This window comes from Novosphingobium sp. PY1, from assembly GCF_017312445.1.
GTDB lineage: Bacteria > Pseudomonadota > Alphaproteobacteria > Sphingomonadales > Sphingomonadaceae > Novosphingobium.
This window is the reverse complement of sequence record NZ_BLTI01000008.1, coordinates 549,861-573,586: the sequence shown is the minus strand read 5'-3', so window position 1 is coordinate 573,586 and position 23,726 is coordinate 549,861. Positions and strand designations below refer to the sequence as shown.

The 23,726-nt window shown below is 63.8% G+C and carries 13 protein-coding genes; 9 read left to right on the top strand and 4 right to left on the bottom strand.

Features of this window, described 5'->3' with window-relative positions; all coding sequences use genetic code 11:
• Positions 1-110: 110 nt before the first annotated feature.
• The 3 genes from gatC to gatB all read left to right on the top strand — a co-directional run bounded on the left by gatC (position 111) and on the right by gatB (position 3,539).
• Positions 111-413 carry an Asp-tRNA(Asn)/Glu-tRNA(Gln) amidotransferase subunit GatC gene (gene gatC / locus J3474_RS14055; RefSeq protein WP_007011583.1) on the top strand — a complete coding sequence of 101 codons (303 nt, stop codon included), beginning with the start codon at positions 111-113 and terminating at the stop codon, positions 411-413.
• Between the two features lie 133 nt (positions 414-546).
• Positions 547-2,034, top strand: coding sequence for an Asp-tRNA(Asn)/Glu-tRNA(Gln) amidotransferase subunit GatA (gatA, locus tag J3474_RS14050; RefSeq protein ID WP_207094595.1), 1,488 nt, complete (start codon positions 547-549; stop codon positions 2,032-2,034).
• A gap of 5 nt (positions 2,035-2,039) precedes the next feature.
• Positions 2,040-3,539 (top strand): Asp-tRNA(Asn)/Glu-tRNA(Gln) amidotransferase subunit GatB, encoded by a 1,500-nt coding sequence (gene gatB, locus J3474_RS14045; RefSeq protein ID WP_013833103.1) that lies wholly within the window; start codon positions 2,040-2,042, stop codon positions 3,537-3,539.
• 116 nt (positions 3,540-3,655) lie between these two features.
• Here the strand turns inward: gatB and J3474_RS14040 are convergent, their stop codons facing one another.
• Both J3474_RS14040 and J3474_RS14035 read right to left on the bottom strand, forming a co-directional pair.
• A complete protein-coding gene (locus J3474_RS14040; protein ID WP_007011580.1) occupies positions 3,656-3,958 on the bottom strand; it encodes a hypothetical protein in 303 nt (100 codons plus the stop codon).
• A gap of 50 nt (positions 3,959-4,008) precedes the next feature.
• Entirely contained in the window at positions 4,009-6,930 is a 2,922-nt protein-coding gene (locus J3474_RS14035; protein WP_207094594.1) for a pitrilysin family protein, read from the bottom strand.
• A 332-nt stretch (positions 6,931-7,262) separates the two neighbouring features.
• Between J3474_RS14035 and J3474_RS14030 the strand changes: the two genes are divergently transcribed.
• Both J3474_RS14030 and clpB read left to right on the top strand, forming a co-directional pair.
• Complete coding sequence (locus tag J3474_RS14030; RefSeq protein ID WP_242528410.1) at positions 7,263-8,396, top strand: S8 family serine peptidase; 1,134 nt, start codon at positions 7,263-7,265, stop codon at positions 8,394-8,396.
• A gap of 192 nt (positions 8,397-8,588) precedes the next feature.
• Entirely contained in the window at positions 8,589-11,168 is a 2,580-nt protein-coding gene (gene clpB / locus J3474_RS14025) for an ATP-dependent chaperone ClpB (protein WP_013833106.1), read from the top strand.
• A gap of 60 nt (positions 11,169-11,228) precedes the next feature.
• On the opposite strand, the gene J3474_RS14020 is transcribed toward clpB, so the two are convergent.
• On the bottom strand, positions 11,229-14,252 hold the full coding sequence (locus J3474_RS14020) for a TonB-dependent siderophore receptor (RefSeq protein ID WP_242528409.1): 3,024 nt from the start codon (positions 14,250-14,252) through the stop codon (positions 11,229-11,231).
• Positions 14,253-14,626: 374 nt separating this feature from the next.
• The gene (locus tag J3474_RS14015) at positions 14,627-15,163 is read right to left on the bottom strand and encodes a hypothetical protein (RefSeq protein ID WP_207094592.1); all 537 of its coding nucleotides are present in this window, start codon (positions 15,161-15,163) and stop codon (positions 14,627-14,629) included.
• 594 nt (positions 15,164-15,757) lie between these two features.
• Between J3474_RS14015 and J3474_RS14010 the strand changes: the two genes are divergently transcribed.
• The 4 genes from J3474_RS14010 (at position 15,758) to J3474_RS13995 (ending at position 23,679) form a co-directional block, all read left to right on the top strand.
• Entirely contained in the window at positions 15,758-18,874 is a 3,117-nt protein-coding gene (locus tag J3474_RS14010; RefSeq protein WP_242528408.1) for a TonB-dependent receptor domain-containing protein, read from the top strand.
• Between the two features lie 156 nt (positions 18,875-19,030).
• Positions 19,031-21,028, top strand: coding sequence for a tetratricopeptide repeat-containing sulfotransferase family protein (locus tag J3474_RS14005; RefSeq protein WP_242528407.1), 1,998 nt, complete (start codon positions 19,031-19,033; stop codon positions 21,026-21,028).
• 4 nt (positions 21,029-21,032) lie between these two features.
• Positions 21,033-22,202 carry an aspartyl/asparaginyl beta-hydroxylase domain-containing protein gene (locus J3474_RS14000; protein ID WP_207094589.1) on the top strand — a complete coding sequence of 390 codons (1,170 nt, stop codon included), beginning with the start codon at positions 21,033-21,035 and terminating at the stop codon, positions 22,200-22,202.
• 10 nt (positions 22,203-22,212) lie between these two features.
• The gene (locus J3474_RS13995) at positions 22,213-23,679 is read left to right on the top strand and encodes a putative 2OG-Fe(II) oxygenase (RefSeq protein ID WP_207094588.1); all 1,467 of its coding nucleotides are present in this window, start codon (positions 22,213-22,215) and stop codon (positions 23,677-23,679) included.
• Positions 23,680-23,726 lie beyond the last annotated feature (47 nt).

Genomic DNA, 23,726 nt, shown 5'->3' with positions numbered 1-23,726 from the left:
CGCGCCTGCTTCGCCGCTTGATGCGGTCAGGAGCGGGTGCTAGCGCCCGCTCACAGCCCATTTATCGAAACGGGGCCGCGCGTCGGCCCCGTCATCATTGAGGAACAGCCATGTCGGTCGATACCGCAACCGTGGCCAAGATCGCCAGCCTCGCCCGCATCAAGGTGAGCGAGCAGGAGCTCGAGGCGATGGTCCCTGAACTCAACGGCATTCTCGCCTGGGTCGAGCAACTCGGCGAAGTCGACGTTACCGGCGTTGAGCCGATGACGGCCGTGATCCCCAACAAGCTGCGCCTGCGCGACGACGTGATCGACGCCGATCCGCTGACCGGCGGCAACAAGCGCGATGCCGTGCTTGCCAATGCGCCGGCTGCCGAGCACGGCTTCTTCGGCGTGCCCAAGGTGATCGAATAGTGCCAGGTCGCGGACGCCGCGCCTGCCCCGCGACAAGCGCAGGGCGTGCGGACGTCTGCGAAATTCGTCTTTCTACCTCCGCTCGTGCCGAGCCTGTCGAGGCACGCGCGCAACATTATCGGCTGGAAGCAGCATGACTGACCTTACCGAACTCGGCGTAGCCCAGATCCGCGACGGCGTTGCCGGCGGCGAATTCACCGCCGTCGAAGTGGCCGAGGCGTTCAACGCCAATGTCGCTGCCGCACAGGAGGCGCTCAACGCCTTCATCGTCGCCACCCCCGAAGCTGCGGTCGAAGCCGCCAGGGCCACCGACGCCCGGCGCGCCAAGGGCGAAGCGCTGGGCAAGATGGGCGGCGTGCCCATCGGCATGAAGGACCTGTTCGCCACCCGCGGCGTGCAGACCACGGCTGCCAGCCACATCCTCGAAGGCTTCAGGCCCGAGTACGAATCGACCGTTTCGCAGAAGCTGTGGGACGCGGGCGCGGGCATGCTGGGCAAGCTCAACCTCGACCAGTTCGCGATGGGCTCCTCGAACGAGACCAGCTACTTCGGCAACGTGATCTCGCCCTGGCGCCGCAACGACGGCGGCAATGCCGCACTTGCGCCGGGCGGTTCCTCGGGCGGTTCGTCCGCTGCCGTTTCGGCGCGCCTGTGCCCGGCCGCGACCGGCACCGACACCGGCGGTTCGATCCGCCAGCCTGCCGCCTTCACCGGCATTACCGGCATCAAGCCGACGTACGGACGCTGCTCGCGCTGGGGCATCGTCGCTTTCGCCAGCTCGCTCGACCAGGCCGGGCCGATGGCGCGCGACACCCGCGACTGCGCGATCATGCTGGAAGCCATGGCCGGCTTCGATCCCAAGGATTCGACCAGCTTCGACATGCCGGTGCCGCAGTGGGAAGCCGGTCTTTCCGCCGATCTCAAGGGCAAGAAGGTCGGTATCCCGCGCGAATACCGCATGGATGGCATGGACGCCGAAATCGCCGCGCTGTGGGACCAAGGCGTTGCATGGCTGAAGGATGCGGGCGCAGAAGTCGTCGAGATTTCGCTGCCGCACACCAAGTATGCGCTGCCCGCCTACTACATCATCGCGCCGGCCGAGGCTTCCTCGAACCTCGCGCGCTATGACGGCGTGCGCTATGGCCTGCGCGACCTGCCCGACGGGGCCAACCTGCAGGACATGTACGCGGCCACCCGCGCCGCCGGTTTCGGCGCCGAGGTGAAGCGCCGCATCCTGATCGGCACCTACGTCCTTTCGGCTGGCTTCTACGATGCCTACTACACGCAGGCTCAAAAGGTGCGCACCCTGATCAGCCAGGACTTCGCCAGGGCCTTCGAGGAATGCGACGTCATCCTCGCGCCGACGACGCCGACCGCGTCCTTCGCGCTGGGCGAGAAGTCCGACGATCCGCTGAGCATGTATCTCAACGACGTCTTCTCGGTTCCCGCCTCGCTGGCGGGCCTGCCGGCGATGTCGGTCCCGGCGGGCATCAACCGCGAGGGCCTGCCGCTCGGCCTGCAGGTCATCGGCAAGGCCTTCGACGAACAGGGCGTTCTCAATGCCGGCCTCGCGATCGAACAGCGGGCCGGGTTCACGGCCAAGCCGGCCAAGTGGTGGTAAGAGAAATGGCTGACAGCACTTATCGCATCCAGGGCGCAACCGGTGACTGGGAGGTCGTGATCGGCCTCGAAGTCCACGCGCAGGTCACTTCGAACTCCAAGCTGTTCTCCGGCTCGGCAACCGCGTTCGGCGCGGAGCCGAACTCGCAGGTCAGCCTTGTCGATGCGGCGATGCCGGGGATGCTCCCCGTGCTCAACCGCGAGTGCATCCGCCAGGCGGTGCGCACCGGCATGGCCATCGACGCGCAGATCAACAAGTGGTCGCGCTTCGACCGCAAGAACTACTTCTACGCGGACTTGCCGCAGGGCTACCAGATCAGCCAGCTCTACCACCCGCTGGTGGGCGAGGGCGCGATCGAGATCGCGCTGGACGACAAGAACCCCGAAGACACCAAGACCATCGGCATCGAGCGCATCCACGTCGAACAGGACGCGGGCAAGCTGATGCACGACCAGCACCCGACGATGTCCTACGTCGACCTCAACCGCTCTGGCGTGGCGCTGATGGAAATCGTCAGCCGTCCGGACATGCGTTCTCCCGCAGAGGCAGGGGCTTACGTCTCGAAGCTGCGGACGATCCTGCGCTATGTCGGCTCATGCGACGGCAACATGGACCAGGGCTCGATGCGCTGCGACGTCAATGTGTCGGTGCGCCGCCCGGGCGAGGAATTCGGTACCCGTACCGAGACCAAGAACGTCAACTCGGTGCGCTTCGTCATGCAGACGATCGAGCATGAGGCGAACCGCCAGGTCGACGTGCTCGAGAGCGGCGGCAAGATCGTGCAGGAAACCCGCCTGTTCGATCCGACCAGCGGCACGACCCGTTCGATGCGCTCTAAGGAAGATGCGCACGACTATCGCTACTTCCCCGATCCCGACCTCCTGCCGCTCGAGCTGGACGACGCGTTCCTCGAAGAGTGCCGCGCCTCGCTGCCCGAACTGCCGGACGCCAAGCGCCACCGCTACGAGAACGAGCTGGGCCTTTCGCCCTACAATGCGGGCGTGCTGACGGCCGAGGTCGAGACCGCGCGCTGGTTCGAACGTCTCCTTGCCGAAACTGCACGGGCGGCCGGCAAGCAGCCCGCCGAAGTCGCCAAGCAGGCGGCCAACTGGCTGATCTCGGAACTGTTCGGTGCGCTCAACAAGCTGGGCACTTCACTTGAGGAATCGCCGGTAACCCCCGAAAAGGGCGGCGATCTTCTCGCCCTGATCGCCAAGGGCACGATCTCCGGCTCGGCGGCGAAGCAGGTGCTCGAGATCATGCTCGAGACGGGCGAAGACGCAGGCGTGATCGTCGAGCGCGAAGGCCTCAAGCAGGAATCGGACACCGGCGCCATCGAGGCCGAGGTGGACAAGGTGCTCGCTGCCAATGCCGACAAGGTCGAGCAGTACAAGGCGGGCAAGGAAGCCCTGTTCGGCTTCTTCGTCGGCCAGACGATGAAGGCCATGAAGGGCAAGGGCAACCCGCAGGTCGTCAACGAAATCCTGAAGGCCAAGCTGGCCTGAGGTTACGCCCCCTCCCCGTTGCAGTGCGACGGGGAGGGGGATCGCTTATCCGTCAGCCGCTCACCCTGAGCCTGGCGAAGTGAGGCCCGGGCACTGTGCGTGCCCGTCGCATGGCCTCAGGCCCGGCGCGTGCCGGTCAGGTCCATCGTTCCGAACATGCCGGCCTTGACCTTGCCGGTGATGACATCGCCTTCGACGGTGGCCGTGCAGTCGAGGTCCATCGGCATCGGCATGGTCATCTTCATTTGCCAGCTCAGGGTATTGCCCGAGATGCGGCCGTCCCTAATGTCCATGGAGCCGAGATCGCCGGTGATGTTGCCGGTGAAGCTGTCGCCGTCGCCCGGGATCACGGTGAGGACTCCCTTCTGGTCGCCGAGCGGGGTCTTGGTGATGCAATCGTAGCTGCCGCCTACTGACATGGGGTCATTCTCCTTGTGGCGTCGGGGTGGCGTCTGGTGTCTTTGCCGGATCATTCCGGGCTTTGGTCGTCGGCTGCGGCCTGCGGGGCCTGCTGCACGTCTATCGGAAGGCCGAGTCCTTCGAGCTGCGGTTCGACGATCTTGCGGTCGCCGACCACGACATAGGTCATGCCGCCGGGTCGCAGGAATTCGTTCGCCGAGGCTTCGATGGCCCTGGCCCCGATGCCGCGGAATTTCGCCGCCAGCTTGACGTAATAGTCCTCGGGGCGGCCGAGGCGCTCGTTCTTGCGAATGGCAGCCTGCACGGCGGCGTTGGTCTCGAACTGGTTGGGCAGGGCGCGGATCGTACCTTCCGTGACGCGCTGCAGTTCTTCCTGCGTGATCGGCTTCTGGGCCGGGAAGGCGCCGACATCGGCGATGATCGCCTTGATGGCATCGCCGGTCCGGTCGGCCTGCACCGGCGCGCTGACCACGAAAGTGCGCGGGCCGGTGGGCTGGGTGACGCTGCTGTAGACGCCGTAGCTCCAGCCCTTTTCCTCACGCAGGTCCTTGTTCAGCCGTGAGAGGAAGCCGCCGCCGAGCACGTCGTTGGCAAGCCCCAGTGCCTCGGTATCGGCCTTGCGCCCGGTGATCGGCAGGACGCGTCCGGCCATGATCACCGACTGCGGTGAATTGGGCCGGTCGATCAGGACGATGCGCCCCTGCGCGGCCGGTACGGCAGCGCCGAGCGGCTTGACCGGGGCAGCGCTCTTCGGAGCCTTCCATGCACCGAAGGCCTGTTCCAGCATCGGCTTGAGCCGGTCCATGGTGATGTCGCCCACGACGGTGATGCGCGCGAGGTCGGGGCGCAGCCACTTGTCGTGCGCGGCGCGCAGCGCGGCAGGTGTCAGCGCTGAGAGCGAGGCGGCATTGCCGAGGCCATCGGTCGGCTGCGCATAGGGGTGCTGGCCGAAGAGGGTGGAGCCCAGCGCGCGCAGGGCCATGGCATTGGGTGAGGAAAGCTTCTGCGCCAGTTCCGCCTCGGCCTGCGCCTTCACCCGCGCGACGTCGGCGGGCTTGAAGGCGGGATGCAGGACGAGGTCGGCCATCAGGTCGAGCGAGGGTGCCAGATTGTCCGAGAGCGCCGAGAGGGTGACAGTGCTGGTATCGAGCGAGCCGTCGATCTGGATCTGTGCGCCCAGGCGCTCCTGCGCTTCGGCGATGGCGGTTGCATCGAGGCGGTCGGTGCCCTGGTCGAGCATCTCCAGCATCATGCCTTGCGTACCGGGCGTATCGAGCGCGTCGGCAGCATAGCCGGCATCGAAGTCCATCGAGAGGACCAGCTTGGGCACGGCGGTGCGGCGGGCCAGTGCGACCGGGATGCCGTTCGACAAGGTCGCGTGCTCGATGGCCGGGAATGCGAGTTCACCGACCGGTTGCACCGGCGGGAATTCGCGCTTGGGCGCCGGGGCCAGCGCGGGGGCCTCGGCATGCGGATCGGCAGGCGGCGCGGCTTGATCGGCCTCGTCGCCCCAACCGCCCATCGTGTCGCCGCTTTCGGTGCGCGGACCGGGCACGACGTTCAGCGCATAGACCGGGCGCGACATCCACTTGTTGAGCGCGGCCTTGACCTGTGCCGGCGTCAGGGCGGCCATGGCGGCAAGGTCGCGCTTGTACTTGGCCGGATCGTCCGAATAGACCTGCCCCTCGGCCAGCGTCGCGCCCTTGCCGTAGAAGCCGCCGACGCGCTCGAGCCCGCCGATCTCACCCGAAACGGTGCTGACGACGGCGCGGCGCACTTCGTCTTCGGTCGGCCCGTCGCGCAAGTAGTCGGCAAGGACCTTGTCGAAGGCCGCTTCGGCCACGGCGCGGTCGACGCCGGGCTTCACGTCCATCGTCATCTGCAGGAAGCTGAGCTGCTCGAAAACCTGGTCGAAGGCGGTCACCGCGACGGCCAGTTGCTTGCCGCGCACCAGTTCGTTGTCGAGCCGCGAGCTGGCAAGACCGCCCAGAATGTGCAGGCCGACCTTGAGAGCGGGCGTATCCGGATCGTTGATGCCGGGCGCGGTCCAGTTGCGGGTCAGCCGCAGGACCGGGACCTGGTCGGTAATGTCGCGCGATAGCGGGGCGGGCAGGGTGACCGGCCCGGCCTTGACCGGCTCGATCTCGGGCCCGCGGGGAATCTGGCCGAACCATTTTTCTACCTTGGGCCGGGCCGTGGCCGCATCGATGTCACCGGACAGGACGAGGACGACGTTGTTGGGACCGTAATGTTCGGTAAACCACTTGCGAACGTCGGTAAGTGTCGCGGCGTCGAGGTCCGCCATCGAACCGATGGTGGCGTGGCGATAGGGATGGCCGACGGGCAGGAGGCCGTCCGCCTGCGCATAGTCGAACAGGCCGTATGGCTGGTTGTCGCCCTGGCGCTTCTCGTTCTGGACAACGCCGCGCTGCTTGTCGAGCTTGTCCTGGGTGACTGCGGGCAGCAGCCATCCCATGCGGTCGCTTTCCATGAACAGCGCAAGGTCGAGCGCGCCGGTCGGTACCGTCTCGACGTAGTTCGTGCGGTCGTACCAGGTCGAACCGTTGGTCGGCGTCGATCCGGCCGCCTCGAGCGGCACGTCGAAGTCGGGCACATTGGCCGAGCCGCCGAAGAACAGGTGCTCGTAGAGATGGGCAAAGCCGGTATGGCCGCGCGGTTCGTTCTTCGATCCGACCTTGTAGTAGAGCGTCACCGAAACGATCGGGGCCTTGCGGTCGGTGTGGACGATGGTCGTCAGCCCGTTGGCGAGGACGAACTTTTCGAAAGGTATGTCGACCTTGGCGACGAGTTCCTGCGGGGTCGCCGTTCCGGTGTCGCTCGCGGCCGGGGCGACTTGCGCGCTCTGCGTCTGCGCGGGTGGTGCGGCGGCGGCGGTGCTCGCCGTAGGCAGGGCTGAAAGGAGAAGTGCGGCGGCAAGCGCAGTGGCGCTCGTGAGGGGCAGAATTCTCATGAGCCGAGGTCTAGCACGCTGCGGCCGACAGGCCAGCGATTCCATGATCAACGCCCGGCAGGACAAGGCCGAATGCCGGACCCGATGTCCACCGGTTGGCCTTTGACATGGTTTATCGCACTGGAATGGTTCGAAAATGGGACGGTTTCGCTAACCGAGATGCTTTAAATTATCGCCGTAAATCAATAGATTGTCGTATAGAGAGAAAAATTGTGTGATTGAAATGGCTTAACGCTCGAAGTTGCACTCGACGCGCCCGCGCGAAGGCGTACTCTGGGCCATTCCGGGGAGGGGCCGGGCGCCGCGTCGGGCCTCGTGAGAAGGAGGGGCTTGTGAACTTCAGGATGCTATCCGCGGCATGTGCCGCGCTTCCATTTGCGGCGCTTTCGGTGCCGGCCATGGCCAAGTCGGGCGACATCATTCCCAACAGCTATATCTGCGTGTTCAACAAGGCGGTGAACCGGGGCGGAGTCGAATCCGAAGCGCGGCGCATGGCGGGTGCGAACGGCGGGCAGGTCTCGCATGTCTATCGCTATTCGATTCGCGGCTTCGCGGCGCAGATGAGCGCGCAGGCGGCCGCGCAGATGCAGTCGCGCAATCCCGCGATCAAAAGCTGCGAGCCGAACCGCGTCATCGAACTGGGACCGATCCGCGAAGAGAAGGGCAAACCCGGCAGTGGCGGCGGCTCGGGCGGTGGATCGACGGCTCAGCAAACTCCATGGGGCGTGAAGCGCGTCAAAGGCGGCATCGCAGGCACGTTCCAGCGCGCCTGGATCATCGATACCGGCATCGATACCGACCATCCTGACCTCAATGTCGACCTTGCATATGCCAACGGCTTCGTGGCGCGCGAGGAAGGGCTGTACGAGGACCAGAATGGCCATGGTACGCACGTTTCAGGCACCATTGCGGCGCTCAACAATACGATCGGCGTGATCGGCGTCGCGCCGGGCGCGAAAGTCGTGCCGGTGCGCGTGCTCAACCGCAGGGGCAGCGGCGACTATGCCGGGGTCATCGCCGGCGTCGATTGGGTGGCGCAGAATGGAACCACCGGCGATGTCGCGAACATGAGCCTCGGCGGCCCGCCTGACGACATGCTCGATGCCGCTGTTGTCGCGGCGGCGGCAACGGGAGTCCGCTTTACCATCGCGGCCGGTAACAGCGCAGCGGATGCCAACAACTATTCGCCGGCCCGCGTGAACGCGCAGAACGTCTATACCGTTTCGGCTTTCGACAGCAGCGATGCCTTCGCGTACTTCTCGAATTACGGGAACCCGCCGATCGATTATTCGGAGCCGGGCGTCAGCATCCTCTCCACCTGGAAGGACGGCGGCTACAACACGATCAGCGGCACTTCGATGGCGGCGCCGCACCTGGCAGGGCTGCTTCTGCTGGGGGGCATCACGTCAGGGGGAACCGTCACCGGAGACAAGGATACGAAGCCCGATACCATCGGCATCCATTGATTTCCTGATTGCAACACCAATTTATCGGGCGGCCCCGGCAGCGATGCTTGGGCCGCCTTTTTGCATTCTTGATCCCGGACAATTGAATCCGCTGCATAAGGTCCCAAATGGACCGGATAAAAAGTATCGCAGCGGTCCTTGTGTTGCAAAAATGCAACACTATATCGTCGGGATCAGGAGGCACGAAAGACCATGAATCTCGAAAAGTTCACCGACCGGGCCAAGGGGTTCCTTCAGGCGGCGCAGACCGTGGCCATCCGTCTGAACCACCAGCGCATCAGTTCCGAGCACATCCTCAAGGCGCTGCTCGACGATCCCGAAGGCATGGCCGCCGGGCTCATCAAGCGTGCGGGCGGCAATCCGCAGTTCGCGACCGACGAACTCGACAAGGCGCTGGCCAAGGTGCCGGTGGTCTCGGGCAGCGGTGCCCAGGGGGCGCCGGGTCTCGACAACGATGCCGTGCGCGTTCTCGACGCGGCGGAGCAGGCTGCGACCAAGTCCGGCGACAGCTTCGTCACTGTCGAGCGGCTGCTGCTTGCGCTGGTGCTTGCCAGCACGACGCCGGCCGGTCAGGCGCTCAAGGCGGCCAATGTCACTGCGCAGGCGCTCGAAGCCGCGATCACCGAACTGCGCGGCGGCCGCACCGCCGACAGCGCGGGCGCGGAGAATGCCTACGACGCGATGAAGAAATATGCGCGCGACCTCACCGAAGCGGCGCGCGAGGGCAAGCTCGACCCGGTCATCGGCCGCGACGAGGAGATCCGCCGCACCGTGCAGATCCTTGCCCGGCGCACCAAGAACAACCCCGTCCTCATCGGCGATCCCGGTGTAGGCAAGACCGCCATTGCCGAGGGCCTCGCGCTGCGCATTGCCAATGGCGACGTGCCAGACAGCCTCAAGGACCGGCGTCTCATGGCGCTCGACATGGGCGCGCTGATCGCGGGCGCGAAGTACCGCGGCGAGTTCGAGGAACGCCTCAAGGCCGTGCTCGACGAAGTGAAGGGCGCCGAGGGCGATATCATCCTGTTCATCGACGAGATGCACACGCTGATCGGTGCGGGCGCTTCGGAAGGCTCGATGGACGCGGGCAACCTGCTCAAGCCGGCTCTGGCGCGCGGCGAGCTGCACTGCATCGGTGCAACCACGCTCGACGAGTACCAGAAGTACGTCGAGAAGGACGCCGCGTTGCAGCGCCGCTTCCAGCCCGTCTTCGTGGGCGAGCCGACGGTCGAGGACACCATCTCGATCCTGCGCGGCCTCAAGGAGAAGTACGAGCTGCACCACGGCGTGCGGATCACCGATGGTGCGATCGTGGCGGCTGCGACCCTGTCCAACCGCTACATCACCAACCGCTTCCTGCCCGACAAGGCGATCGACCTCATGGACGAGGCCGCAAGCCGCATCCGCATGGAAGTGGAGAGCAAGCCCGAGGAAATCGAAAAGCTCGATCGCCGGATCATTCAGCTCAAGATCGAGGAATCGGCGCTGGGCAAGGAGACCGACGAGGCTTCGGCCGACCGGCTCAGGTCCCTGCGCGAGGAACTGGCGAACCTCGAGCAGCAGTCGAGCGAGCTGACGACCCGCTGGCAGAACGAGCGCGACAAGATCGCCGCCGAAGGCAAGCTCAAGGAGCAGCTCGATGCAGCGCGCCTCGAACTGGAGCAGGCCCAGCGTTCGGGTGACCTCGCCCGTGCAGGCGAATTGTCATACGGCACGATCCCGAACCTGGAAAAGCAGCTCGCCGAGGCGCAGGACCAGTCGGCCAATGCGCTGCTGCGCGAGGAAGTGACCGAGGACGACATCGCCGGTGTCGTCAGCCGCTGGACCGGTGTGCCGGTCGACAAGATGCTCGAGGGCGAGCGCGAGAAGCTGCTCAAGATGGAGCAGGTGATCGGTGAGCGCGTGATCGGGCAGGAGCAGGCCGTGCAGGCGGTGTCCAAGGCCGTCCGGCGTGCCCGGGCAGGTCTGCAGGACCCGAACCGCCCGCTCGGCTCGTTCCTGTTCCTCGGCCCGACGGGCGTCGGCAAGACCGAGCTGACCAAGGCGCTGGCCGGCTTCCTGTTCGACGACGACAGCGCGATGGTTCGCATCGACATGTCCGAGTTCATGGAGAAGCACGCGGTGGCCCGCCTGATCGGCGCGCCTCCGGGTTATGTCGGCTACGAGGAAGGCGGGGTGCTGACCGAGGCGGTGCGGCGCCGGCCCTATCAGGTCGTGCTGTTCGACGAGGTCGAGAAGGCGCACCCGGACGTGTTCAACGTGCTGCTGCAGGTGCTGGACGACGGCCGTCTGACCGATGGGCAGGGCAGGCTGGTGGACTTCACCAATACCCTGATCATCCTCACCTCGAACCTGGGCAGCCAGTACCTGACCCAGATCGAGGATGGCAAGGACGTCGAGAGCGTGGAGCCGCAGGTGATGGAAGTCGTTCGCGCGCACTTCCGGCCCGAGTTCCTCAATCGTCTCGACGAGATCATCCTGTTCCACCGCCTTGGCCAGGACCACATGGGCCCGATCGTCGAGATCCAGGTCTCGCGGGTGCAGAAGCTGCTCAAGGACCGCAAGATCGAGCTCGACCTGACCGATGCCGCCAAGCGCTGGCTGGGCCGCGTCGGCTACGATCCGGTCTACGGTGCGCGGCCGCTCAAGCGGGCGGTCCAGCGCTACCTGCAGGATCCGCTTGCCGAGAAACTGCTGGCCGGCGAGATCCCCGACGGCTCGACCGTGCGGATCGACGACGGCGACGGCGCCCTGGCGATCGCCGTGGAGTAAACGAAAAGGGCGGGATCTGCGAAGATCCCGCCCTTTTCATATGTACCGGATAAGTCGGGCTTACTGCGGTCCGCCGAAGATGTCCGCCATCTTCACGCGCGCCCCCACGAAGAAGAAGCGGCCGACTGCGCTGACCGGCGTGTTGAGGCCCGATTCGGCGCCTGCATAGTTGAGCAGGGCGAACGAGGGCTTCTGGTCGAACATGTTGTTCACGCCGCCATAGAATTCGAACCGATCCGATGCCTGGACCCGGAAGCTGAGATCGTGGCTGAAGCGCTCCTTGTACTTCAGGTACTCCGGCGCGACGATATCCGGGTTGCTGGCAATGGTCTGGCGGTCGAAGCGATAAGTGCTCGATGCATAGTTGATCTGCCAGTCGAAACTGACCGGGCCCTTGGCCCAGGTAAGGTCGGTGGTGATCTGGAACTTGGGCGATCCGGGCAGATAGGCCTTGTTGATCGCATCGGCGCCCGGGACGGGGACGAACTTCAGCTCATGCAGGTAATTGCCCACGAGGCGCAGACCGAAAGTGCCGGCGCTGTCGGTCGGGTGCAAGTAGCTGACGGTGAAATCGAGCCCGGACGTCTTGAAGTTCGCGACGTTGAACGGCGAAAGCGTGAAGCCCGAGATGTAGCCCGGGTTGGCGTCACCGGAACCCTGCCGCGCGATAAGGTCGCAGTAGGCGTTGTTGAGCGACTGCTGGTCCACGCAAAGTCCGGCAAGCTGATCCGCGCTGGCGGTGTTGATGGCATCGTCGATCTTGATGTCATACCAGTCAGCCGTCACGACAAGGCGCGGAATGAAGCTGGGCTGGATCACCACGCCTGCGGTAAAGGTCTTGGCGGTTTCCTCGCGCAAATCCGGATTGGCGGTGACGAGGCCGCCAACCCGGTTGGGCTGGCCGATGAATGTGGCAGGATCGGACACGCCAAGGCTGGTCAGCAGGGCCTGACAGTTCGCGGCGCGGTATTGGCTGCCGTTCTGCACCTGCACGAAGCTGCAGGGATCGTTTACCGGCAGGAAAGTCTGCGAGGTCGCCCCGAACAGTTCGGTGATGTTGGGCGCACGGACTGCGTGCGAGTAGGTGCCGCGCAAGGCAATGTCGCGAACCGGCGCCCAGTTGCCGCCGAACTTCCAGGCCGTCGTGGAACCGACGGTGGAATAGTCGGAATAGCGGATGGCCGCATCCACATCCAGGCGGTGGGCGAAGGGCATGTCGGCAAGCAGCGGCGCATTGACCTCGGCGAAAGCTTCCCAGACGTCGAACCGGCCCTTCGAGCCGCCCAGCACGTTCGTCCAGGTCAGGCCCTGCGCAACCAGCGGATCGGGAGTGAAGTTGCTCTTTTCCTTGCGGTATTCTCCGCCGACCGCGAAGCCGAGCGGACCGCCGGGAAACGCGAACGTGGACCCGGTGTTGCCGGTGATCGCGCCGCTGACGACATGCTGGGTCAGCTTCGTGCGGTCGGTGGTATCGGCAGTGATCCAGTCGATGGCTTCCTGCGAGGCGACGCCTTCGCCGAAGATGTTGAGCGGGACACAGTCGCCCGGCGAGAACGTCACCGGCGGGATTGGAGCGCGCGTGTAGACGGCGGGCTGAAACGGTGTCCATCCTGGCATCACGTTGGCCCGGCAGGTCACACCGCCAGCGCCATCGCTCACCGCGTCGATGGCGGCGTAGAAGCGGTCGCTCAGGATATTGCCGATGTAGTCCGCGGTGACCTTGGTCTGCCCATAGACATAGGAAAGGTCGTAGGAAAGGTTGGGCGTGAGGTCGCCCTTGGCGCCTATGACCGTGCGGATGGTCTCGCGCTCGATGTCTTCGCCGCGGCGGCCGAAATCGAAGTTGTCGCGATTGACCAGGACGCCGGCGGGTCCAAATGGACTGAAGGGAAATATGGACGGCCTGACAGCCTCGGGGATGTACGGATTGTCGGCCTGAATGAAGAGGTAATAGTCGTAAGTTGGCTGGCCGAGGCTGAACGACTGCGTGTTGGCGTACTTGCCTTCCGCATAAAGCGTGAAGGCATCGCTGAAGTCGAAATGTGCGACCGCGCTGACGATGTCGCGATTGATCTCAGGCAGCAGATCGTTGCCGTAGTCCGCGACAAGGGTGCCGTTGCCGCCGCGGCGATACAGGTACGGCTGCACACCCGGCGGCGTGGGCTGCAGGACTTCGCCGGGGTCGAAAGGGGTTCCTTGTGCTCCGAAGAAATCGGGAACGCCGTCGTAATTGACGTCGATCCCTCCCGCGCGCGACGTGTCGAAATAGTGGACGTCATCGAGCGGCACATAGAACGGTTCCCCGTCGACGAGCTGGCCTGTCGAGGAGATTTTGTCAGGATTGAAATAGAACCCTGTACGGTTCGTGCCCGAATAGCGCTTGCGCTGCTGCTGGGTCAGCCGATCCTGCTCACCATGTTCCCACGCGATCGCGAAGTTGCCCCGGCCCTGTGCGAAATTGTGGCCTGCGGTGAGGGCGATCAGGCGCTGACCGGCGTCGCCGCGGCTGGAGATGCCGTTCTGCACGCGGGCGGTCACGCCTTCGAAGTCTTTCTTCTGGACGAAGTTGACGACGCCTGAAACGCCGTCCGCGCCATAGATGGCCGAAGCCCCGCCGGTCAGCACCTCGACCCGCTCGATGAGGTCGGTCGGGATAGTGTTGATATCGACGGCCTGGAGCCCCTTGAAGGCAGCGACCTGGCGCCTGCCGTCGATGAGCACGAGGGTGCGCTCGGCACCGAGATTGCGCAGGTCCAGCAAGTTGAGGCCGGTGGTCCCGATGCCCGCGCGATCTCCGCTGCTGTCAAAGGAACTGAAGGAGTTCTGCAGCGCGGGTATCGTCTGGAGGTAATCTGTCAGGTTGACCGTGCCGGACGAGGCGATGTCCTCATTGGTGACGGTGATCACGGGATTGGCAGCAGACAGTTCCGGTCGTGCGATGCGCGAGCCCGTGACGATGATCGGATTGCCTTGTTCCGCTGCATCGGCCGCATCCTGGGCGGAAGCAGTATTAGTGCCGCCAATGGCCAATGCCGCAAGGCAGATTGCACTGTGAAGTACCGCCTTGGTTGGAATCGCTTTCACTATCTTTGCCCCTCTGCTGTGATTGTCCATCGACAGCGCATCTGGAATTGACGAACCCTTATTTCCGTTGTGACAGGATCTGTTCTTCGCACTTTCAAATCGCGAAGTTAGATTCCGCGCCCAAACCGCGGCACGATGAATATCGCTTCATGGTGAAGATTGTGTTGACGCAAGTGACAGATGTGCAACGCCATGTTGCTCGCGCACGGGCGGGTGAGGCGCTTGCCCGACCGCAATTCCGGCTACCTCGCGGGCACGCAAGGCGAAGCGGGATATCGCGCAGCACCGATCAATGTACGCCGCGCGTGCAACGCTCGAAGTGAATGTCCCTATGGATTAGATGCTTGGCGCCATGTCCTGCCAGGCATCTGCACTTATTTCACTCGTCGCATCTTGATCGCGCGCTGTCCGTTCACCGAGACAAAGTAGGTGCCAAGGGCGCCGCGGCCGATGCGCACGGGGTTGCCGACTTTCGGGGAAAGGACGAAATCGCGGGTGTCGTTCTGTTCCCAGGTGCTGCCATCGGCAAGATCGAGGCGCCATCCGGCGCGGCTGTGGCGCACGTCGGAGACGGAGGTCTCGATTTCCTTGACTGCCTCCGCATCGTCGTCCTCGTTGCCGCCAAAGCCCATCAGGCGTCCGATCGGGGCAGTGAAACCGAACAGGCCTCGCCTCGCCTCTTTCAGGGCCTTCTTGTCCGCAATGACAACTTCCTTGCTGCGCGTGGCGGTGTCCAGGACCTCGGTCTGCCTGTCGTAGCAGGCGAGGCGATCGGTGGCCTCGGCAATGGAGCGGCAGCCCATCAGTTGCTGGTAGACTTCGGGAGGGGCAGGTGCCTCGTCGTCCTTGGCCGTTGCGGACTGGCTGATTGTCAGGACGGCGGTGAGCGTAATCAGGAATGTCTTGCGCACTCTCATTTCCCCTCGGGAGACTTTGATGGCCACTGCGTAGCAACGGGCTGGAGGTGCGGGCAAGGGCGCCGGTGCCGGATGCCTCCTTTATGTCATCGATCGACATTCGATTCGCGCAATTCAGGGCTAGGTGAACTGAGCGACGCGACAAAGGCAGTGCGAGGACGATTTCCCTGTCGAGCCACGGGCATGTCAGGCGCTGCGCCGGATTGATAATGTTAACATCTGGACGCGCGCAACTTTATTACGCTGCAACGGACATTGCTGCAGGTAATATGCAAGGCGGCCGAGTTTCCGGTCTGGCTGTAAGATTATCAGCTTCCTAGCATTTGTTGCTCAATTACCACAATCCTTGGCGAATGTTGCAACTTGAAGACCAAACCCCTTTGAACGCCATGGCCTTTGCGCGAAGAAAGCCAATCTTCCGACCTTCGGAGATTTTCTTTCAGGGGGGTCACAAGGGTCGGGGAATCGAAGGCGCAAAGGGTCACACCGCGCTGGAGAGAGGCTGAAGGCGCACCGGGTCACACCGCGTTGGAGGCAAGAATCGAAGGCGCAATGGGTCACGCCGCGCCTAAGAAAAAGGGACACACTGTGAACAAGCAAACTCTGACTGCTTTGAAGGCAGGCGCTGCACCGTTGGTGTTGGGCTTCGCTCTCCTCAGCAATTCTGCCTTCGCGCAGGATGCTGCCGAGGATACCTCGTCCGGTGGCGATGTCATTATCGTTACCGGTACCCGCATCGTCGCGCCGAACCAGACCGCGATCGCTCCGATCACCACCGTCACTTCCGACGATATCACCCTCTCGGGCACCACCCGCACCGAAGACCTTCTGAACTCGCTGCCGCAGGTTCTCGCCTCGCAGTCTTCCGGCCTTGCCAACGGCGCCACCGGTACCGCGCAGGTCGACCTTCGCGGCCTCGGTCCGTCGCGCACCCTGGTGCTGATCAACGGTCGCCGCCTCATGCCGGGCGACCCGAACGACGCTACCAACGGCTCGGCTGCCGACCTTAACTTCGTTCCGGCTGCTCTCGTGAAGCGCGTCGACGTCCTCACCGGTGGTGCTTCGGCTACCTACGGTGCTGACGCTGTCGCCGGTGTCGTCAACTTCGTGATGGACACCGATTTCGAAGGCTTCAAGATCGACGCCAACTACGGTCTCTACACCCACAATAACCGCAACTCCCTGGTCCCGCCGCTGCTCGACGATCGTCAGAATGCCGGCTTCTCGGGCTTCGATTATCCGACCGGCACTTCCGCCGATGGCGGTCAGTACGATGTAACGGCCGTGTTCGGTGCGGGCTTTGACGATGGCCGCGGCCACCTCACGGCTTACGCGGGCTATCGCAAGACACGTCCGGTCCTGCAGCGCAAGCGCGACTATTCGGCTTGCACCATTCAGGCGAATGACGGCAGCGCTGGCGGGTTCAATAGCGATGCCCCGCTGCAGTGCGGCGGATCGCTCACCAACAGCATCGGTACCGTCATCTATTACGACACGACGACCGACGGAAACGGCAATGTCACCGGCACCACCTCGACCATCGGCGGTCTGGGAGCGGGTTCGTTCACGCGTGGTCTGGTGCAGCGCTACAACTACGCGCCGCTGAACTATTTCCAGCGTCCGGACGAGCGTTACACTGCCGGCGTCTTTGCTGATTACGAAATCAACGAGGCGATCCATCCGTACATGGAATTCATGTTCATGGATGACCGTACCCTGGCGCAGATCGCTCCCTCGGGCGACTTCGGCAACACGCTGACGATCAACTGCGACAATCCGCTGATGTCGGCGGCGCAGCAGGCCGCGGTCTGCACGCCGCAGAACACGGTCCTCGGCTACCTGGGCACTTTCCCCGTGGTGCAGAGCCTGTACGATACGCTCAGCCCGGATTCGCAGGCTAACGTGGATAACAATCCTGCGGCACCTGGCACGGCGTTCTTCCAGCTCCTGCGGCGTAACGTCGAAGGCGGGGCCCGTATTTCGGACCTTCAACACACGGCATTTCGTACGGTTATCGGTTCGCGCGGCGAACTGGGTAAGGCATGGTCTTACGACGCCTACTACCAGTATGGTCGCACGAACTATAAGCAGGTCTACAAGAACGAGTTCTCCATTGCCCGCGTACGCAACGCGCTCAATGTTGTGACCGATGGTAGCGGCAATCCGGTCTGCGCTTCGGCTTTGAACGGTACCGACCCGAATTGCGTACCTTTCGATATCTTCAGCGGTAATCCGATCACGGCCGATCAGCTGAACTATCTGAACGCTACCGGCATCATCACCGGCCAGACGTCGCAGCAGGTGCTCAGCGCATCGGTTACGGGTCTGCTTGGCGAATACGGTGTCCAGTCGCCGCTTGCCAGCGATGGCGTGAACATCGCCCTTGGTGTTGAATATCGCCGTGATTCGCTGGAACTTACGGCCGATAACGCGTTCAACACCGGTGACCTGACCGGTCAGGGTGCGCCGACCGTGGATACCTCGGGCAGCTACAAGGTTACCGAGTTCTTCGGCGAAATCGACATCCCGGTCATCCAGGACAGCTTCGTCTACAACCTGTCGTTCAACGGCGGCTATCGTTACTCGCATTACAGCGTTTCGAACGGTCGCACGTTCAACACGGACACGTTCAAGGTGGGCGTCGACTTCGCGCCTGTCTCCGACGTTCGTATCCGCGCAGGCTACAACCGGGCCGTTCGCGTGCCGAACATCCAGGAACTGTTCGCACCCCAGATCGTCGCTCTTGACGGTGTTACCGATCCTTGCGCCGGTTTCACCCTTACCGCGGCCGATGTGGGCTGTCTCGCCCAGGGTCTGAGCATTGGCCAGAGAGTAACTCTGAACCCGGCTCAGCAGTATAACGGCACGATCGGTGGCAATCCGAATCTCACCCCGGAGAAGGCGACCACCAAGACCTTGGGTATCGTGGTTCAACCGAACATGATTCCCCGCCTGTCGTTGAGCATCGACTGGTTCGACATCAAGGTGAAGAACGCGATCCAGCAGTTTGGCGCAGATGCCATCCTTGCTTCGTGCGTCAATGACGTGAACCTCGATGCTTGCGCCCTCATCCAGCGCAACCCGGCCGGTTCGCTCTGGCTGACTTCGGACGGCAACGTAGTCGACATCCAGAACAACGTCGGCGGTGTGAAGACCCGCGGGTATGAGTTCAACGGCAACTGGTCGACCGAGATCGGTTCCACTGGCACTCTGTCCTTCAGTCTTGTCGGTACACTGCTGGACAAGTTCGTCGTCGACGACGGTCTCAATCCGACCTACGACTGCGTCGGATATTACGGCCCGACCTGCACGAGCCCGCGTCCCAAGTGGCGGCACAAGTTCCGTACCACCTTCAAGATGGCTAACGGGTTCGGTGCATCGGTCCAGTGGCGTCACACCTCGTCGGTCAAGGTCGAATACCTTAATCCGAGCACGACACTTGCATCGGACGCCTACGATCAGGATCTCAAGATCAAGTCGCAGGATTACTTCGATCTGACGCTTACCTACGACATTGGCGACCATCTCCAGTGGCGTCTGGGTGCGACCAACATCTTCGACAAGCAGCCGCCGCTGATCACCAACGGCAGCTCCAATTTCGGCGCCAGCGCTTGCGCCAGCACCGTTTGTAACGGCAACACGTATCCGGGCACCTACGACGCTCTGGGTCGCTACGTGTTCACCGGTGTGACGATGAACTTCTAATCGAATTCAAAAGCGATTAGCCTGGGCGGCGGTGTTCCACTGGGAGACCGCCGCCCAATTCTTTTCGGTCGGCCAAAGGTCGGCGTAAAACCCGGAATTCTCATGGCTGCAGCTACTTCGCCCGACCAACTCCGCCAGATTGCCACACTGGCACGAATGGGCAGGCTCGACGAAGCGGCGGTCATGGCGGCGAGTTGCTTTGCTCAGCACGGCGACGATCCCGTGCTTGCGGCGCTGGCCGGAGCCGTAGAATCCCACCGCGGTCGTTTTGATCGCGCGGTGAACTATCTGCAGGTGGCGCACCGCCATCGTCCCCAGGACCTGACCATCAGGGTCAATCTCGCCGAAGCGCTGTTCCACACCGGCGATGCTGCTGGTGCCCTTGCATTGTGCGATGATGCTTCGGCGCAGGCCGATCCGACATTTCGGCTGGCCAGACTGGGCGCCCACCTTGCGCAGGAAGCCCATGATCTTGAGCGTGCCGTCAAACTCTATCGCCACGTCGTTGCCAGGGACAAGGACGATTGGGCCCTGTGGAACAACCTCGGCAATGCCCTGAGCACACTGGGAGAGCACGATGAGGCCGCCAATGCCTTGAGCAGGGCGCTCAAGCTTGCGCCCGATGCGGCACCGATTCGCATCAACCTCGGTAATGCGCTGATCGAGGCTGAGCGCTTCGAGGAAGGCGAGAAAACCCTCCAGACTGCCATGGATATGGACCCGGACGATGCCGAGCCTGTCCTGGCCCTCGCGACATTCTATCGCCGTATTGGCGACGATGACAGATCGTACAGGATGCTCGCCGAGGCTGCGCGCCGCGCGCCCGGTGATGCAGGTGTTCGGTCCGACTATGGGCAGGAGGCATCGCGCCGAAATGATTTTCTTATCGCGGAGCCGAATTTCGAAGCCGCTCTGGCGATAGAGCCGGCGCTCAGTCCTTCGCTTGTCGGGCTTGCCGCGTTGTATGAGCGGACCAATCGCGAGGCCGAGCTTGAGCCGCTGCGCGAGCGGGCGGTCGAGGCGCAGGCGGACGAAGCGACGATGGCATTCATCGATGCCCTGCGCTTCAAGCGGGCCGAGCGTTTCGAGGAAGCGCTGGCCGCGCTGGACACTGCGGGCGATGTTGTCGTTGCCAATCGCAAGCATCAGCTGCGTGGGATCATGCTCGACCGCATGGGCCACTACGACGAGGCCTTTGCCGAATTCGCCGAGATGAACCGGCGGCACCTGGCAGAACCCTCGCAGCCGAGCCAGCGGGCCCAGGGTTATCGCGATATGGTGACGACGGGCCGCAAACTGCTGACTGAAGACTGGGTTTCTTCCTGGACACCAGCCCCCGAAGCCGAACGGCCTTCGCCCACGTTCCTGCTCGGGTTTCCACGCTCGGGAACGACATTGCTCGACACGATGCTGATGACGGCGCCCAACACCATCGTGCTCGAGGAAGAGCACTTCATCGCCGAGGCCGAGCAGGAGCTTGGCGGGATCGAGGCGCTTGCGGGACTCGAGGCAGACGCCATCGCAGCAGCTCGCTCGCGCTACTTCGAGCGGGTTGCCAAGCACGGTGAACTGGGCCCGCAGACCAGCGTGATCGACAAGCATCCGCTGCACCTCAACAAGGTGCCGGTCATTCGCCGCCTGTTCCCCGATGCCAGGTTCCTGCTGGCCCTGCGCCACCCGTGCGATGTGCTGCTGAGCTGCTTCATTACCAATTTCCGCACCAACCACGCGATGAGCAATTTCCTCGAGCTGGAAACGGCGGCGCAGCTTTACGACATGACCTTTTCCTATTGGTCGAAGGCGCGGACGATATTCGATTTGCCGGTGAAGACGGTGGTCTATGAACGTCTCGTCACCGATCAGGCGCGCGAACTGGCGCCGGTGTTCGAGTGGCTGGGGTTACCCTGGCAGGGCGAGGATTTCGATCACCGCGAAGCGGCGCGTGCGCGCGGCGTGGTGCGCACGGCCAGTTACGCGCAAGTCACCGAGCCGATCTATACCCGGGCGGCCGGGCGCTGGCACCGCTACGAAAAGCACCTGGCACCCGTGCTGGAACAGTTGAGGCCCTGGGTCGAGCGCTTCGGCTACTCGCTGGAGGACGACCGCGTTCCCGGCTGGGATGACCCGGTCGAACCGGAAACGGTGCAGGCCTGACCCCATGACGTCGACGGATGCCTTCGCCGAAGTCGACAGGATGGTGGCCGCCGGGCAATTACCTGGGGCAGCGCAGCGGCTCGAAGCGCTGCTGATCGAGGGAGAGGCGGCTGTCGAAGGGGCGCAGTCGGTCGCGCAATGGCTTAAGCTGGCAGGATTGCGGCGAGCCTTGCGGCAGCCGCGCAAGGCGCTCGATGCGGTGCACCGTGCGCTCGCTTTGGCGCCGCTGGACTTCATGGCACTGGTCATGCGCGCAGGACTGCTGGAGCGACTGGGCGATCCCGAAGCCGGGGAGGCCTGGGGAGAAGCGCTGGCTCAACGCCCTGATGCCCCGCTTGCTCCGCCCTTGGCTGCTGCATTGGCTGCAGGTGAGGCTTTTCATGCGGTATGGCAGGATGAGCGCGAGGCGCGACTGGCCGAGGCTGCGGCGGTACCGCGCGAGCAGGCGAGCGCTGACGAGGCGTGGCGCATCGCCCGGTTCCGCAACAACATCCTGCGCAAGAGCAAGGTCTACCACAGTCAACCCACCCATTTTCACTACCCGGGCCTTGTCGAGCGTGAATTCCATCCGCGCGAGGCAACGCCCTGGCTTGCCGAAGTGGAAGCGGGCTTCGAGGCGATCCGCGAGGAAATGCTGGCGCTCCTTCACTCCGAACGGGGCGAGCTGGAGCCCTATATCCAGTACGAGGAGCGCGAGGCGCTGGCGCAGTGGCAGCCGTTGAACCACAGTAATGACTGGAGCGCGCTGCACTTGCTCAAGCAGGGCGTCGCGGTGGAGCGCAATGCCGCGCAGTGCCCGCGCACCATGGAGATCCTCTCTCGGCTGCCGCAACCCCGGGTCGCCGGCGCCTCGCCCAATGCCATGTTCTCCCTGCTCGCCCCGCATACCGCCATCCCGCCGCATGTCGGCGTAGATAATACGCGCCTGGTCTGTCACCTGCCGCTGGTCGTGCCCGAAGGCTGCTGGTTCCGCGTGGGCGCCGAGACGCGGTTCTGGCGCGAAGGCGAGGCCTTCGCTTTTGACGATACGATGGAACACGAAGCGCTCAATCCCAGCAATGTCCTGCGTGTCGTGCTCATCTTCGATGCCTGGCACCCCGGATTGTCTGCGGTGGAGCGCGAGGCGGTATCCGCGATGATTGCTTCTGAAGGTCGGCACGGCAGTCAGGGATAAGGGAAAGCCGATGGCAGACGATGCGCAGACCCTGATTTCGCTTGCTGAGCGCGCGCTCGCCGAAGGCAGCGAGGAACAGGCTGAACCGCGCCTTGCCGCCTGGCTTCGCAATCACGGCGAGGACGCGACCCTGCTGCATTGGTCGGCCTTGCTGCAGCGCGCACTGGACCGGCGCGAGGAGGCAATCGCCTCGATGGAGGCGGCCTTGCGGCTCGCTCCCGGCAATCCGGGCCTGACCCATGCTCTGGCTCATGTCACGTTAGAGGCGGGGCTGCCTGCTTCCACCCTGTTCGAACGCGCAATTGCTCTTGCACCTTCGAAAGCGGAGATTCGTCTCGGTCTGGCCTCGGCCCGGTTCGCCGAAGGGGAAGGAGAGCGGGGACTGGCCGAAATCGATGCGATGCTGGCCGCAAATCCTGGCTGGATGGAAGGCCATCGCCAATTTGCGCAGACGGCGGCATTACTTGGTCATGGCAATAGGGCGATGGCCAGCATTGAACGCGCACTGCAGCGTTTCCCGCATGGCGATGCGCTGCGCAAGCTGGGCATCGATCTGTTGCTTGAGGGCGAGCGCCATGCCGAAGCTCTTGAAGCCATAGATACGGCGATTGCGCTGCGCGGCGCGCTGGCGCCCTATCAAATGGCGCGCGCGGCGGCTCTCGATGAACTGGGACGCAGCGATGAGGCTCGGCCGCTGCATGATGCACTTGGTGCGCCTGCGGAGGCCGGTCATGCCGTTTGGCGGGCGCGGCACTGGCTGCGCACTGGCGATTACCGGGCTGCCGCGATTGAAGTCGAGCCCTGGCTCAAGCCAACCGGGGCCGAAAGCGTGTGGCCCTATGCCGCACTCGCGTGGCGGTTGACCGGGGACGAGCGAAGCGAATGGCTCGACGGGCGGGCCGGACTTGTGAAGGTCATCGATCTGCCGGCTGAAAGCATTGGTCTCGAGCCGCTTCGCGCATTGCTGCGCAGGTTGCACAAGGGGTCAGGCCGGTTCCTCGATCAATCGGTACGCAACGGTACCCAGACGGAAGGCGCCTTGCTGGCGCGGGTGGAGCCGGAAATCGCGAGGATGCGCGAAGTCCTGCGAAGTACCGTCGCCGAGTTCCGGGGCCAATTGCCGCCTGTCGATCCGGGGCATCCGATGCTTTCGCAGCGACGCACAGGCAGGGTGCGCTTTTCCGGGAGCTGGTCGGTGCGGCTGGGCGGCAGAGGCTTTCACGCTGCGCATCATCATCCGCAAGGCTGGATCAGTTCCGCGCTCTATCTCTCGGTTCCCGGTGGCCTCGAAGTGGGTGAAGGACAGCTCGATCTGGGCGGCGCGCCAGAGGGGATGGGCATCAAACTTTCGCCGCGGCAGACGGTCGAGCCGAGGGAAGGGCGGCTCGTTCTGTTCCCCTCCTGGATGTGGCACGGCACCCGGCCATTTCGTGAAGGAGAGCGCATGACGATTGCCTTCGATATTGCCCGTATTTGAAGGAAATGTACTAAAAATGTATATTTAACTCTCTCAATCTAAGTCAT

What these genes read in the sequence shown, in the direction of transcription:
- gatC (WP_007011583.1), top strand. Translation starts at nt 111, where the DNA reads ATGTCGGTCGATACCGCAACCGTGGCCAAGATCGCCAGCCTCGCCCGC.
- clpB (WP_013833106.1), top strand. Translation starts at nt 8,589, where the DNA reads ATGAATCTCGAAAAGTTCACCGACCGGGCCAAGGGGTTCCTTCAGGCG.
- J3474_RS14005 (WP_242528407.1), top strand. Translation starts at nt 19,031, where the DNA reads ATGGGCAGGCTCGACGAAGCGGCGGTCATGGCGGCGAGTTGCTTTGCT.
- J3474_RS14000 (WP_207094589.1), top strand. Translation starts at nt 21,033, where the DNA reads ATGACGTCGACGGATGCCTTCGCCGAAGTCGACAGGATGGTGGCCGCC.
- J3474_RS14035 (WP_207094594.1), bottom strand. Translation starts at nt 6,930, where the DNA reads ATGAGAATTCTGCCCCTCACGAGCGCCACTGCGCTTGCCGCCGCACTT.
- gatA (WP_207094595.1), top strand. Translation starts at nt 547, where the DNA reads ATGACTGACCTTACCGAACTCGGCGTAGCCCAGATCCGCGACGGCGTT.
- J3474_RS13995 (WP_207094588.1), top strand. Translation starts at nt 22,213, where the DNA reads ATGGCAGACGATGCGCAGACCCTGATTTCGCTTGCTGAGCGCGCGCTC.
- gatB (WP_013833103.1), top strand. Translation starts at nt 2,040, where the DNA reads ATGGCTGACAGCACTTATCGCATCCAGGGCGCAACCGGTGACTGGGAG.
- J3474_RS14040 (WP_007011580.1), bottom strand. Translation starts at nt 3,958, where the DNA reads ATGTCAGTAGGCGGCAGCTACGATTGCATCACCAAGACCCCGCTCGGC.